Origin of the sequence: Arthrobacter sp. (assembly GCF_031179385.1) — a bacterium.
In the GTDB taxonomy this organism is placed as follows: Bacteria; Actinomycetota; Actinomycetes; order Actinomycetales; family Micrococcaceae; genus Arthrobacter_D.
The window spans coordinates 1-12477 of sequence record NZ_JAPSHV010000085.1; the positions used below are offsets into that span (position 1 = coordinate 1).

Here is a 12477-nt window from a genome sequence, read left to right on the forward strand (position 1 = left end):
CGAAGACGTCACCGGGTACCGGAAAATGGACGCCGAGGAACGCGTTGAACCTGTGCTGCCAGAAGAACGGTTCATCGTTATGGTCGAGGCGCCTGCCGTGCAGGCACCTGTACTTGTGCTGCCAGGGAGCGAACGCCGCGAGCGCGTCCGGGAGGACCTCGACGTCGTCGTCCATCAGCCAGACCCATTCGGCTCCATCGGCCAGTGCACGCTCCACCCCGGCGGAAAATCCACCGGAACCGCCGGCGTTGACCGGCAGCCGGTGCACAGTCAGCGGCACCGGCAACGCCACGCGGGCCGCTTCGAGCACCTCGGTCGTGGAGTCCGTGCTTGCATTGTCGACCACCACGACGGCGGCAGGCGCCGGATCCAGTTTCCCGAGTGAATCGAGCAGGCGCGCCAGGTAATCTGCACGGTTGAACGTGGCGACAACCACGGTAACCGGCGGGTACGTCACCTCCAACTCAGAACCCAAAGTCCGACGGCGGCCCGAAGCTGCGTCCCCGTACTCCCGCTGAGTAGGCGCGTGCCCAGCCCGCAAGTCCGCGAACATCGCCGCGACGCAGGTAGTAGAGCGGGTACCCCACCACGTCCGCGATGAATGAGCGTCCGCGCAGGTACCGGCGGGTCAAATGACCGCGGTTGCGGAAGAAGTAGAAGCGCTTGAACGGCGTCTCCGGCACCAGCACATGAAGTCGGTCACCGATCACGTGCTGGACTTCGGCCCATCCCGGAGGATGGCTCAGGGCAACGGTTGTGACGGTGCCGAAAGGGATACCCGCACGGCGAAGCCGAAGCATGAAGTCGGTTTCATCGCCCCGGATGAAGAGCCGCAGGTCCGGCAATCCCACTCGGAAGAAGACACTGGTGCGAATAAGGGCGCCATTGAAAAATTGCGCAATATCCGGAATGAAGCCAAGTTTCCCAACCTGTTCCCGGTCGTGAGTCGTACGACCCTGAATCCGGAAGGGGAAGGAGAGCCTGGTCGAATCAGTAGGCGCAACAATCAGCGGGACAACGACGTCGAGATTGCGGGAGCGCGCAGCCTCCATCAGGCTACTGAGGACAGCAGTGTCCTCAGGGTGGGCGTCGTCGTCCATGATCCAGATCCACTCAGCTCCGCTGGCCATGGCCGAGAGGATTGCGAGGGAGAATCCTCCCGCCCCACCGAGGTTCGTGCGGGACCGGATGTAGTTCACCGGAGCGTTCGAGCGCTCTGCCAGGGCAGCTACGTCCGAGGTGCCCGAGTCGACGAGGGCCACCGATTCGATCGGGTGATCCTGCCTCGCGAGAGCCTCCAGGAGTGTCTGTACGTCATCCGGCCTGTCGAAAGTCACTGCCGCTACAGCCACGGTTTCCTGCAAAACAGTCCTTTCGGCCAGCCTCGTCGGACGCGGTCACTCACCGTGCGGTGGTTCCGGAGGGCGCGCATCAGTCGGGCTAGTATTCTCGGGTACGGAAAGTCTATTACACGGCCCGGCTGGCGATTTCGCGCCGGACGGTGGTGGCGGAACGCAAGCTGCCTGCCCACTCAAAGGAACCATGACACAGACGGACAACCAGCATTCGGCGCACCGCGCGAATCGCGACGACTCCGCCGGCAGGACCGACAAGCCGGCTCTGTGGCTGTGGTCGCAGTACGCGTTCGACTCGCTCGCCTGGATCGTGGCGGTCTTCCTTGCGCTGATTCTCCGCCTCGAACTCCTGGTCACCCAGATCAACGTTCCCGGAGCCGTCGCCATCTGTGCCGTGGCTGTCCTCTCACAGCTCATCATCGGCATCAGCTTTGCGCTGTACCGGGGGCGCTACGCGTTCGGCAGCTTCCACGAGGCGCGGCTGCTGGTCATCGTCACGGTGATCGTGTCGGTCATTCTGCTGCTCGTCAGCGTTGCTTTCATCAGTGTCATCCAGATACCGCGCAGTGTGGCGGTCATCGCCTTCCCGTTCGCCTGCATCTTCATGGCGTCGACGCGCTACCTCAAGCGGATGTACGTCGAGAGCAAGGCCAAGCCGGGTGATGACGCGCAGCGCACCTTGATCTATGGCGCGGGGTTCCTCGGCAAGTCGCTGGTCACCCGCATGATGCAGGACCGCGAATCCCCATACTTTCCGGTCGGCCTGATCGACGATGACCCTGCAAAGAAGCACTTGCGGCTGGCGACGGTACCCGTGCTGGGGCGGCTCGAGGACCTGCCCGACATCGCCAAACGCACACGCGCAACCGCCCTGGTCATTGCGTTCTCCGACGTCGAAGCCTCCCAGGTACGGCGGGTTTCGGACCTTGTGGACGGGCTGAACATGCGGGTGCTGGTTCTGCCTCCGTTGAGCGAGATGCTTGCCGGAGGGGGCGGCAAGGACCTGGCCGACTTCAGGGAGGTGGCAGTCGAGGACCTCATCGGCAGGCGACCAGTGGACATCCACCCTGATGAAGTCGCCGGGTACATAGCGGGCCGACGCGTGCTGGTGACCGGTGCCGGCGGTTCGATCGGTTCCGAGCTGTGCCGTCAGATCGCCGAGTTCAGTCCGGCGGAGCTGATCATGCTCGACCGGGACGAGACAGGACTCCAGACGACGCAGATCTCACTGACCGGCAGGGGACTGCTGACGGGACGGGACACCGTTCTCGCTGACATTCGGGAAGCGGACACACTCCGCGCAATCTTCCTGGACCGCAAGCCGGAAGTCGTCTTTCATGCAGCTGCGCTCAAGCACGTCTCCCTTCTCGAGCAGTATCCCGAGGAAGCGTGGAAGACCAATGTGCTCGGAACACTCAATGTCCTTCGCGCAGCCGAAGCGGCCGGAGTCAGCAACTTCGTGAACATCTCGACTGACAAGGCAGCCAACCCCACCAGCGTTCTCGGACATTCCAAGCGCGTGGCAGAGAAACTCACCGCCTGGACTGCCGGCGCGTCCGGCAAGCAGTACGTATCCGTCAGGTTCGGAAACGTCATTGGAAGCCGCGGGTCCATGCTGCCGCTCTTCACCGAGCAGATCCGGGTGGGCGGTCCCATCACCGTCACCGACCCGGAAGTCACCCGGTTCTTCATGACCATCCCCGAAGCGTGTCAGCTGGTCATTCAGGCTGGGGCCATCGGCAGGGGAGGGGAGGTGCTCATCCTGGACATGGGCGAACCGGTCAAGATCCTGGACGTGGCGCGACGCATGATCGCGATGTCCGGGAAGGATATCGACATCGTTTTCACCGGATTACGCAAGGGTGAAAAGCTGCATGAGGACCTGGTAGGCATCGACGAGGACGACTCCCGGCCACTCCATCCGAAGATTTCGCACACACGGGTGGCAGCGCTCGATCCGGCAATGCTGGACCTGCGGGACTGGAAAGCCAAGGGCGGCATCGAAGTATATTCGGAGCGTATCGACCCTCCGGCTGAAAAAGGGGCCTGACCATGCTGCTGTGGGTAGTCGTGGGTGCGGCCCTGCTGCTCAGTCTTCTCCTGCCGTTCGTGCTGAAGCCCATCCTCCAGAAGCTCGGAGTGCTCGACGTACCCAACGAGCGTTCTTCCCATACCTCCGTGGTGATCCGCGGGGTGGGGATTACCGTTGCGATCGGTATTTTCGTCGGGTTGTCATTGTCAATACTGACCGGTCTGGTTCCTGTCGACCGATCCATAGTTCTTATCATCCTCGCCATCGTGTCGGCTGCGGCGCTGCTCGGGTGGATTGAGGATTACAGGGGGCTGTCCATCCGCTCGCGTGCCCTGGTCCAGCTGGCGATCGGCGCTATCGGCACAGCCGCTCTCGCCTGGACCACTGAACAGTCGTTCTGGTGGATTCCGGTCGGTGCCCTTGCCGTTGCGGCCTACGTGAATGCTGCCAACTTCATGGACGGCATCAACGGGATCTCCGGGTTCCACGGCGTTCTGGTCGGAGTCTTCTACTCCGTTGCCGGCGCCATGGTGGGTCAGTTCTGGCTCACCGTCGCGGGCCTGGTGGTCGCCGCGGCTTTTGCCGGATTTCTTCCCTGGAATCTCGGGCGGGGTTTCGTCTTTCTGGGCGATGTCGGCAGCTACCTCCTGGGGGCTTCCATCGCGGGAATGGCCGTGGCGGGATTGCTGGCAGGGGTCTACCTCGAGTATCTCTTCTCGCCCGTGCTGATCTATCTGGCTGACACCTTCATCACTTTCCTTCGGCGCGTCCGGGCGGGTGAACGCTGGTACGCATCGCATCGTGAGCACGTCTACCAGCGGCTCACGGACGTGGGACTCAGCCACGTGCAGGCAGCGCTCGTGGTCACCGTCAGCTCAGCGCTGGTCGGTGTTGCGGGCTTTGTGTTGGCCACCGCTCCGCCGCCGCTGGCAATCGCCTGTTCACTGTTTGCGGCGTCGGTTGTAGCGCTTTACATCTATTCCCCGAGAATTCTCGGCGGGCGGAGGACCGCTCAGGTTGTAGTTAGGTGAGGCAACTACCGCGGGAGGGTGATTTCTATCTGTTGTAGAATTTCATGGAACAGTCCGGCCAGTCTCGCCGGCTTTGCCACCCCTTGATGGACGGAACCCGATGAGTACACCAGACGCCTCGCGCGCCCGTGTGTCCGGCGTCCCCGCCTCAGGGCCCACGGATTCCTTGTGGCTGCGAATACTGCTGCGCTGCCTGGTTGTGACAGGTTCCACGCTCCTGGTCGCGGTCCTCGTGGCCGTACTGCTGCAGGGCATGAATGCTGCAGCAAGCGCTGCCTTTGGTTATGCAGTCGTCGCGCTTTTCTTCGGAGTAAGCCTGCTCATCGGCCACTTCGTGGGCAGGTCGAATCCCAGCGGAGCCCTCGGCATCTTCATCGTCACCTACGCCATCAAGGTGGTCGGTTTTGCCGGCGTCCTTTTCGTCATCGGCACGCCGGCGTGGCTTGAACGGGCCTGGTTCTTTGGATCCGCTGTCGGTGCTGTTGTCCTGTGGCAGGTCGTTGAGGTCGTGGTCTTCAGCCGTTCGCGTCACCAGCTTTACAACGAAGTTGATGGCCAGCCCTCCCGAGCGCAGGCGGTCGATGGGCGTGCCTAAGGACAATTCCAGCACTGGTGGGAACCAGGGAAATGACTTCGGGAACCCCGACGCACGCGGGCGATTCGGCGAGGGCGGATACAACGACGGCCTGGCCGTTTTCAGCTACATCATTGGCGGGATCCTCGTCTGGAGTTTGATAGGGTTGGGTCTGGACAATCTCCTGGGAACGCGTTGGTTCGCGCTCGCCGGGGGCCTCTTGGGTGCTGTGGGTGGTTTCTACCTCTCCTACAAGCACAACCTCACCCGATCCACATCTTCCGGTCCTGGTTCAGTGCCAGAACGCAAGCAGGGTTCGGAGGAAGGTCCCCAGAGTGACGTCAAATAACTTCATGCGTCGGAGCAGTAATGCTGTGCCCGATCTAACCACGCCCAACGATGGACACTGCAGAGAGGAAACGCGTTGATCGCGCTTGCGCTCCCCGCTCAAACCACCACTGAAGAGGGCTTCGTCCCACCCACGATCGAAGAAGCGCATCCGCCGAACATCCTTCCGTGGAACACCGAGTACGGCGTATGGTTCGCCCCGGGATTCGGCAAGCAGATGCTGCTCGTCATCCTGTCGGTCGTCCTCATCGGTGCCTTCTTCTACGTTGCATCCCGTCGCGGCCAGCTGGTGCCCGGAAAGCTGCAGTTTGTTGGTGAAGCCGCCTACGGCTTCGTCCGCAACTCCATCGGCAAGGACATCATCGGCGGTCGCGACTTCCTGAAGTACGTCCCGTGGCTGTTCACCGCCTTCTTCTTCATCCTGGTGAACAACATTTTCGGCGCGGTTCCCCTGCTGCAGATCCCGAGTTTCTCCCACCCGGGCAGCGCCTACGCGATCGCCGCGATCTTCTATATCCTCTGGATCGCGGTCGGCGTAAAGAAGCACGGCCTGCGCTACTTCAAACTTGCGGTCGTCCCGTCGGGCGTCCCGTGGTACATCATGCCGCTCGTGGTGCCGATCGAAATCATCTCCAACTTCCTGGTTCGACCGGTCACACACTCCCTCCGTTTGTTCGCAACCATGCTGGCCGGCCACCTCATCGTCATGCTGGCGGGCAGCGCGATCGAATTCATGGCGCTCTCCGGCAACGTACTGCTGCAGGGGACCGGGCTCCTGGTTCTGGGCGGAGCGATCGCCATGTACATGCTCGAAGCTTTGATCATGGTCCTGCAGGCCTATGTGTTCACCCTGCTTGCCGCGATCTACATTGAGGGCGCGCTCCACGCGGACGCCCACTAACACGTAACAAAAGTCTTCCCCGCTGGGGATGATCCCAACCAACCTGCCGCATAGCGCGGCATCTTGAAAGGAAAAAAATGGAAGGCAATCTGAACCTCGTAGGTTACGGTCTCTCCGCAATCGGCGGTGGTATCGGTGTGGGCCTCGTGTTCGCCGCGTACATCAACGGTGTTGCTCGTCAGCCCGAAGCACAGCGCGTGCTGCAGCCAATCGCATTCCTTGGTCTCGCACTGACCGAAGCCCTCGCCATTCTCGGTCTGGTCTTCGCCTTCGTACTCTAGAAGAGTCGCTGGTCAACCAAACGGACTAGTTGTAGAAAGACGGGTGAAACATGGATAACGCAGTCATACTTGCAGCCGAAAGCCCCCTCGCACCCAACCTGTGGGAGTTGCTGGTCACGGTCGCGGGCTTCGCTGTACTGATGTACATCGTTATCAAGTTCGTCATGCCGGCGTTTGAAAAGACGTTTGCAGAGCGGACTGAGGCCATTGAAGGCGGCATCGCGAAGGCGGAGGCCGCACAGGCCGAGGCCAACGCAGCGCGCGAGGAGTACAAGCAGCAACTCCTGGACGCTCGCACTGAGGCTAATCGCATTCGCGAGGAAGCACGTGCAGAAGGCGCCCAGATCCTGGCTGAGCTCAAGGAGAAGGCTGTCGTGGAAGCGACCCGCATCTCCGCGCAGGCTGAGGCTCAGATCGAGGCGGACCGCCAGGCAGCAGTAGTTTCGCTGCGTGCAGAGGTCGGAACCCTCGCCACCGAGTTGGCCAGCCGAATCGTTGGCGAGTCCCTGGCCGACGACGCACGTTCAGCTCGCGTCGTCGATCGTTTCCTCGCTGACCTGGAGGCGCAGTCCGCTACCCAGAGCGCAGGTGCAGCCAAATAATGGCAGGCGTATCAAGCCAGTCCCTCACGGCGGCACAGCTGGAGCTCGAACCCCGCCTTCGGTCAGCGTCGCTGGTCCTGGCGGAGGAGCTCTTCGGAGTGCTCGATACTCTCGACAGCAATGCGGGACTCCGCCGTGCCCTGACGGATCCCAACCGTGAAGGCGAGGACAAGGTTTCCCTTGCAACACGGTTGTTCGCGGGTCGGGTTTCCCCCGAGGCTGGGGAAATCCTCCGGGATCTTGTAGCCCGCCGCTGGGCCAAGCCCCGTGACCTCGGGGATGCGTTGGAAGCACTTGCTGCGACCGTCGCCATCGCGGTGGCGGAAAACAGGGGACAGGGAATTCTGGGCCTCGAGGGTCTGGAGAACGATCTTTTCTCCTTCCTGAGTGTCGTTGAGTCGAACCACGATCTCCAGCGCGCGCTGTCGGAGCCCCAGGCTGCCGGATCTTCCAAGGTGGCACTTGCCCTGAAGCTCGTTCCCGCGGCCGGAGATGAAGCGCGGCTGCTGATTCGCCAGGCGGTTCTTTCGCCCCGCGGGCTGCGTCCTTCTGCATTGGTGGAACGCTTCATTGAGCTCGTGGCCCTGCGCCAGGAGCGGTGGATTGCTCACGTCAGCGTCACCCGTCCGCTGTCTGATGAGCAGTACGCACGTCTTCAGGCCGGGTTGAACTCACTGTACGGGCGGGACCTCAAAATCAATGTGACCGTGGATCCGCTCCTCGTGGGTGGCGTTCGCGTCAAGGTGGGCGACGAAGTGGTGGACGCCACGGCGGTAACCCGCCTGTCCGAACTCCGCCGGAAAATGGCTGTTTAGCCTCGGGCTACGGCAACGCTGAAGCTCGCGGGCTTCGACACAGACGAATACAACACCGGTCGCCGCCACCCGCGGTGATCACAACACAGGAGAGCAGGGACTGCAGATGGCCGAATTGACCATCAACGCCGACGACGTCCGTAATGCGTTGAACGAGTTCGCGGCGTCCTACGAACCCGGAAACGCGGAGCGGGTCGAAGTCGGCCGCGTAACAACCGCAAGCGACGGCATCGCCAGGGTAGAGGGCCTTCCCTCCGTCATGGCGAACGAGCTGCTGCGCTTCGAAGACGGCACTCTGGGCCTCGCCCAGAACCTCGACACCCGTGAGATCGGCGTCGTCGTCCTCGGTGACTACACCGGCATCGAAGAAGGCCAGGAAGTACACCGCACCGGAGAGATTCTCTCCGTGCCCGTCGGTGACGCATTCCTCGGCCGCGTAGTCGACCCGCTGGGACAGCCCATCGACGATCTCGGTGAAATCAAGGCGGAGGCGCGTCGCGCGCTCGAGCTTCAGGCGCCTGGTGTCACCCAGCGTAAGTCGGTACACGAGCCGATGCAGACCGGGCTCAAGGCTATCGACGCAATGATTCCGATCGGTCGCGGTCAGCGCCAGCTCATCATCGGTGACCGCCAGACCGGCAAGACCGCGATCGCCGTGGACACGATCATCAACCAGAAGGCCAACTGGGAGTCCGGAGACGTCCAGAAGCAGGTTCGCTGCATCTACGTCGCCATCGGTCAGAAGGCCTCGACGATCGCTGCTGTTCGCCAGACCCTCGAAGACAAGGGTGCCCTGGAGTACACCACCATCGTGGCTTCTCCGGCGTCTGACCCCGCAGGCTTCAAGTACCTTGCACCCTACGCAGGCTCGGCCATCGGCCAGCACTGGATGTACGGCGGCAAGCACGTTCTGATCATCTTTGATGACCTGTCGAAGCAGGCGGAAGCCTACCGCGCTGTGTCTCTCCTGCTGCGTCGTCCGCCGGGACGCGAAGCCTACCCGGGCGACGTCTTCTACCTGCACTCCCGTCTGCTGGAGCGTTGTGCCAAGCTCTCTGACGAGCTCGGCGCAGGTTCGATGACCGGTCTTCCGCTCATCGAGACCAAGGCGAATGACGTATCGGCCTACATCCCGACCAACGTCATCTCCATTACGGACGGTCAGATCTTCCTCCAGTCGGATCTGTTCAACGCCAATCAGCGTCCTGCCGTAGACGTGGGTGTGTCAGTGTCCCGCGTAGGCGGTGCCGCTCAGGTGAAGGCGATGAAGAAGGTTTCGGGTACTTTGAAGCTCGATCTCGCCCAGTACCGTGACATGCAGGCCTTTGCGATGTTCGCCTCGGACCTGGATGCCGCTTCTCGTCAGCAGCTGACGCGTGGTGCCCGCCTGATGGAGCTCCTGAAGCAGGGCCAGTACGCACCGTTCCCGGTGGAGGAGCAGGTTGTTTCAATCTGGGCCGGCACCAACGGTTACCTTGACGATGTTCCGGTTGAGGACATCCGCAAGTTCGAGTCCCGTTTCCTGGAGCACCTGCGCCACAAGTCCTCTGTGCTGACGACAATCGGGCAGACCAACCTGCTCGAGGACTCCACTGTCCAGGAGCTGAAGACCCACATCACGGACTTCAAGCAGGGCTTCTTCAATGAGGGCCATGACGGTCTTGTTGCGGGGCACGAGGAATACAGCCCGCTCGACGAGGGCGCTGTGGACCAGGAAAAGATCGTCAAGCAGAAGCGCTAACGGCACGGGCGTCCGCGCATAGCGCGCGGACGCCCGGCGCCTGAGCCGTAGTGCCTTCACGGGACTACGAAGGAAAGGACAAGTATGGGAGCCCAGATCCGGGTCTACCGCCAGAAGATCGTGTCGACGACGTCGATGCGGAAGATCTTCAAGGCGATGGAACTGATCGCCACCTCTCGCATTGGCAAGGCGCGCGCACGCGTATCCTCGTCACTGCCCTATGCCAACGCAATCACCCGCGCAGTTTCCGCTGTGGCGTCGCAGTCCGAGATCGATCACCCGCTGACCACCGAGCCGGAGCAGATTCGGCGTGCGGCAGTGCTCATTCTTACCTCGGACAGAGGCCTGGCGGGCTCCTATTCCGCCACCGTGCTGAAGCAGGCAGAATCCCTCATCGAGCTGTTGCGCGAGGAGGGCAAGGAAGTCAAGACCTACCTGATTGGACGCAAGGCCCAGGCGTATTTCGACTTCCGCAGCCGGCCGTACGAGCAGGTGTGGACCGGAGGCACGGATGCACCGGAGTTCGAGACTGCACGCGAGGTGGGTCAGGTGCTCCTAGAACAGTTCGGGACGGATTTCGAAGACGGTGGCGTCGATGAGATCCATGTCGTCTACACCCGCTTCCGTTCGATGGTCACCCAGGAACCGACAGTCATCCGACTGTTGCCACTGGAGGTCGTGGAAGAGGAAGCCACCAGCGAATCGGAAATCCTTCCGCTGTACGAGTACGAGCCGGAACCCGAGCGGGTGCTGGATGCTTTGCTTCCGCGATACATCGAGTCCCGGATCTTCGCAGCGCTGCTCCAGGCGGCTGCGAGCGAGCTGGCGGCCCGTCAGCGCGCTATGAAGTCGGCGGGCGACAACGCCACTGAACTGATCAAAAAGTACACGCGCCTTCGCAACACCGCCCGCCAGGCGGAGATCACGCAGGAGCTCTCGGAGATCGTGGCGGGCGCGGACGCACTGAGCGCGTCCTGACCCCCAGCCTCCGCGGATCCCTCCGGGTCCCACCCCGCACTACTATTAGCACCACGCCATCTACCGAATGAAGTGAGAGAGATGACTGCCCAGACTGTTGAGAACAGTACGGACTCAGTTGCCCCCGGCGCGACCGGCCGCATTGCCCGTGTCATCGGCCCGGTTGTCGACGTCGAGTTCCCGGCTGACGCCATTCCCGCCATCTACAACGCGCTGACCACCGAGGTGACCCTCAACGGCCAGACACACACGATCACCTTCGAGACCTCGCAGCACCTCGGCGACAACCTGGTTCGCGCGATCTCCCTGCAGGCAACTGACGGCCTTGTTCGCGGCACCGTCGTGCAGGACACCGGGGCAGCCATCTCGGTTCCCGTCGGTGACGGGGTCAAGGGTCACATCTTCAACGTCCTGGGCAAGCCCCTCGACGTCGAAGAGTCCCAGCTCCAGATCACCGAGCGCTGGCCGATTCACCGTAAGGCTCCGTCCTTCGCGTCCCTCGAAGGCTCCACCGAGATGCTCGAGACGGGCATCAAGAGCATCGACCTTCTAACCCCGTACATCAAGGGTGGAAAGATCGGACTGTTCGGTGGCGCGGGCGTCGGCAAGACCGTCCTCATTCAGGAAATGATCACGCGTGTTGCACGTAACTTCGGTGGTACCTCGGTATTCGCCGGTGTCGGTGAGCGCACCCGTGAAGGTAACGACCTCTGGGTTGAAATGGAAGAGGCAGGCGTCCTGAAGGACACGGCCCTTGTGTTCGGCCAGATGGATGAGCCGCCGGGCACGCGTCTGCGCGTAGCACTGTCGGCACTGACCATGGCGGAGTACTTCCGCGATGTTCAGAAGCAGGACGTGCTGCTCTTCATTGACAACATCTTCCGCTTCACCCAGGCCGGTTCCGAGGTTTCGACCCTGCTGGGCCGCATGCCTTCCGCCGTTGGCTACCAGCCCAACCTGGCAGACGAGATGGGCCTCCTGCAGGAGCGCATCACGTCCACCAAGGGTCACTCGATCACCTCGATGCAGGCCATCTATGTCCCTGCAGACGATTACACCGACCCTGCTCCGGCCACCACCTTCGCGCACCTGGATGCAACCACGGAGCTCTCGCGCGAAATCGCGTCGCGCGGCCTGTACCCCGCTATCGATCCGCTGACCTCGACTTCGCGAATCCTCGATCCGCAGTACATCGGTCACGATCACTACAACACTGCAGTCCGCGTCAAGCAGATCCTGCAGAAGAACAAGGAACTCCAGGACATCATTGCGATCCTGGGCGTGGACGAACTGTCTGAAGAAGACAAGATCGTCGTCTCCCGTGCTCGCCGTATCCAGCAGTTCCTGTCCCAGAACACCTACACCGCGAAGCAGTTCACGGGTGTTGAGGGCTCCACCGTGAGTATCAAGGACACCATCGAGGGTTTCAATGCGATTTGCAACGGTGACCTCGACCACATCGCGGAGCAGGCATTCTTCAACATCGGCGGCCTGGACGACGTCGAGCGCCAGTGGGCACGGATCCAAGAGCAGAGCGGAAAGTAAGCCCCCATGGCTGAACTTGAAGTTGAAATCGTCGCGGCGGATCACTTCGTGTGGTCCGGCGCTGCGACCATGGTCAAGGCCCGTACAGCTGACGGTGAGATCGGGATCCTTCCCGGCCACTCTCCGGTACTGGCTATCCTCGCCGAAGGCGAACTCGCCATCCAGCCGGTGTCAGGCGAACGCCTGACCGTAGGCGTGGATGGGGGCTTCTTCTCCGTGGACAGCAACCGTGTGGTGATTGTTGCCGACAACGCCAGGATCGGCGGTTCAGTGA

14 protein-coding genes are annotated in these 12477 nt (G+C 62.0%); 12 read left to right on the forward strand and 2 right to left on the reverse strand.

Annotated elements, in window-relative coordinates; all coding sequences use genetic code 11:
• On the reverse strand, window positions 1-457 hold a 457-nt coding region (locus RIF85_RS11555; protein WP_309072054.1), incomplete at its 3' end, for a glycosyltransferase.
• A 7-nt stretch (window positions 458-464) separates the two neighbouring features.
• Window positions 465-1364, reverse strand: a complete 900-nt coding sequence (locus RIF85_RS11560; protein WP_309072055.1) for a glycosyltransferase — start codon at window positions 1362-1364, stop codon at window positions 465-467.
• Between the two features lie 178 nt (window positions 1365-1542).
• Here RIF85_RS11560 and RIF85_RS11565 point away from each other — a divergent pair, with 178 nt between their 5' ends.
• The 12 genes from RIF85_RS11565 to RIF85_RS11620 all read left to right on the forward strand — a co-directional run.
• Window positions 1543-3405: a nucleoside-diphosphate sugar epimerase/dehydratase gene (locus tag RIF85_RS11565; RefSeq protein WP_309072056.1), complete on the forward strand. Its 1863-nt coding sequence runs from the start codon at window positions 1543-1545 to the stop codon at window positions 3403-3405.
• A gap of 2 nt (window positions 3406-3407) precedes the next feature.
• Window positions 3408-4418: a UDP-phosphate glycosyltransferase gene (locus RIF85_RS11570; protein WP_309072057.1), complete on the forward strand. Its 1011-nt coding sequence runs from the start codon at window positions 3408-3410 to the stop codon at window positions 4416-4418.
• 100 nt (window positions 4419-4518) lie between these two features.
• Window positions 4519-5013: a hypothetical protein gene (locus RIF85_RS11575; RefSeq protein WP_309072058.1), complete on the forward strand. Its 495-nt coding sequence runs from the start codon at window positions 4519-4521 to the stop codon at window positions 5011-5013.
• On the forward strand, window positions 5000-5341 hold the full coding sequence (locus RIF85_RS11580; protein WP_375164403.1) for a hypothetical protein: 342 nt from the start codon (window positions 5000-5002) through the stop codon (window positions 5339-5341). The genes RIF85_RS11575 and RIF85_RS11580 overlap by 14 nt, the downstream gene beginning before the upstream one ends.
• A gap of 75 nt (window positions 5342-5416) precedes the next feature.
• Complete coding sequence (atpB, locus tag RIF85_RS11585) at window positions 5417-6241, forward strand: F0F1 ATP synthase subunit A (protein ID WP_309072060.1); 825 nt, start codon at window positions 5417-5419, stop codon at window positions 6239-6241.
• Window positions 6242-6318: 77 nt separating this feature from the next.
• Window positions 6319-6522 (forward strand): ATP synthase F0 subunit C, encoded by a 204-nt coding sequence (gene atpE, locus RIF85_RS11590; RefSeq protein WP_009356484.1) that lies wholly within the window; start codon window positions 6319-6321, stop codon window positions 6520-6522.
• Window positions 6523-6572: 50 nt separating this feature from the next.
• Window positions 6573-7124, forward strand: coding sequence for a F0F1 ATP synthase subunit B (locus RIF85_RS11595; RefSeq protein WP_309072061.1), 552 nt, complete (start codon window positions 6573-6575; stop codon window positions 7122-7124).
• Entirely contained in the window at window positions 7124-7939 is an 816-nt protein-coding gene (locus tag RIF85_RS11600; protein ID WP_309072062.1) for a F0F1 ATP synthase subunit delta, read from the forward strand. The genes RIF85_RS11595 and RIF85_RS11600 overlap by 1 nt, the downstream gene beginning before the upstream one ends.
• Window positions 7940-8045: 106 nt before the next feature.
• On the forward strand, window positions 8046-9680 hold the full coding sequence (gene atpA, locus RIF85_RS11605; protein WP_309072063.1) for a F0F1 ATP synthase subunit alpha: 1635 nt from the start codon (window positions 8046-8048) through the stop codon (window positions 9678-9680).
• An 84-nt stretch (window positions 9681-9764) separates the two neighbouring features.
• Window positions 9765-10658 (forward strand): F0F1 ATP synthase subunit gamma, encoded by an 894-nt coding sequence (locus RIF85_RS11610; RefSeq protein ID WP_309072064.1) that lies wholly within the window; start codon window positions 9765-9767, stop codon window positions 10656-10658.
• Between the two features lie 81 nt (window positions 10659-10739).
• Window positions 10740-12203: a F0F1 ATP synthase subunit beta gene (gene atpD, locus RIF85_RS11615; protein ID WP_309072065.1), complete on the forward strand. Its 1464-nt coding sequence runs from the start codon at window positions 10740-10742 to the stop codon at window positions 12201-12203.
• 6 nt (window positions 12204-12209) lie between these two features.
• Window positions 12210-12477, forward strand: a 268-nt coding sequence (locus RIF85_RS11620; RefSeq protein ID WP_309072066.1) for a F0F1 ATP synthase subunit epsilon, incomplete at its 3' end; no start/stop codon positions are given.

Coding starts and splice junctions, on each gene's coding strand:
- RIF85_RS11565 (WP_309072056.1), top strand. CDS start 1,543: ATGACACAGACGGACAACCAGCATTCGGCGCACCGCGCGAATCGCGAC.
- RIF85_RS11570 (WP_309072057.1), top strand. CDS start 3,408: ATGCTGCTGTGGGTAGTCGTGGGTGCGGCCCTGCTGCTCAGTCTTCTC.
- RIF85_RS11575 (WP_309072058.1), top strand. CDS start 4,519: ATGAGTACACCAGACGCCTCGCGCGCCCGTGTGTCCGGCGTCCCCGCC.
- RIF85_RS11580 (WP_375164403.1), top strand. CDS start 5,000: ATGGGCGTGCCTAAGGACAATTCCAGCACTGGTGGGAACCAGGGAAAT.
- atpE (WP_009356484.1), top strand. CDS start 6,319: ATGGAAGGCAATCTGAACCTCGTAGGTTACGGTCTCTCCGCAATCGGC.
- RIF85_RS11595 (WP_309072061.1), top strand. CDS start 6,573: ATGGATAACGCAGTCATACTTGCAGCCGAAAGCCCCCTCGCACCCAAC.
- RIF85_RS11600 (WP_309072062.1), top strand. CDS start 7,124: ATGGCAGGCGTATCAAGCCAGTCCCTCACGGCGGCACAGCTGGAGCTC.
- atpA (WP_309072063.1), top strand. CDS start 8,046: ATGGCCGAATTGACCATCAACGCCGACGACGTCCGTAATGCGTTGAAC.
- RIF85_RS11610 (WP_309072064.1), top strand. CDS start 9,765: ATGGGAGCCCAGATCCGGGTCTACCGCCAGAAGATCGTGTCGACGACG.
- atpD (WP_309072065.1), top strand. CDS start 10,740: ATGACTGCCCAGACTGTTGAGAACAGTACGGACTCAGTTGCCCCCGGC.